General features: G+C 63.4%; 1 protein-coding gene and 1 pseudogene. Both read right to left on the minus strand.

Annotated elements, in window-relative coordinates; translation table 11 throughout:
- Positions 1 to 350, minus strand: a pseudogene (locus ACMUOY_RS20950) (ABC transporter permease); the annotation flags it as partial.
- A 10-nt stretch (positions 351 to 360) separates the two neighbouring features.
- On the minus strand, positions 361 to 516 hold the full coding sequence (locus ACMUOY_RS20955) for a DUF86 domain-containing protein (protein WP_413894626.1): 156 nt from the start codon (positions 514 to 516) through the stop codon (positions 361 to 363).
- Between the last annotated feature and the right edge of the window lie 8 nt (positions 517 to 524).

Here is a 524-nt window from a genome sequence, read left to right on the forward strand (position 1 = left end):
TTGGCGAAGTAATTGAGCGTGTTCGGGCCGTAGGGGTTGAGGGTGTAGAGCGCCCAGTTACCGCCCCCGGTGATGCGCTCGCGGATGAAGGGGTCGAGGTAGTCGGTCGGCGTCTCGAAGTCGCCGCCAAAGGTCTTCTCGGGGTAGTCCTTGAGCATGGGAAAGTAGGTCTGCCCCTCGTAGCGCACGATGAGCGGCCGGTCGTTGCTGACCAGCTCGGCGCACAGGCTGAAGACCACCAGGCTCCAGTAGCCCAGGCGGTTGCGCTTGAACCGCAGCCAGGCGCGGCGGGAGGGGGAGAGCGAAGCGGGCACGGCGGCCGCAGAAGCGGGAGATACGCTGAAAACCATGGCCTGCTGCTTATCCGGCATCGTGCTGCAAGAGTGCCTTGCTGTACTGTAGAAACTCATCGAGGTGCTTTTCGATGATGGCGACGGTGATGGGAAGCTGCAGGCTCTGGTAATCATGCACGGCGATGTTGCGGAACCCCACCATGCGCTGCAGGCCCTCGGCCAGGGTCGGCT

The sequence above is a fragment of the Candidatus Skiveiella danica genome, from assembly GCF_022705245.1.
In the GTDB taxonomy this organism is placed as follows: Bacteria; Pseudomonadota; Gammaproteobacteria; order Burkholderiales; family Burkholderiaceae_C; genus Skiveiella; species Skiveiella danica.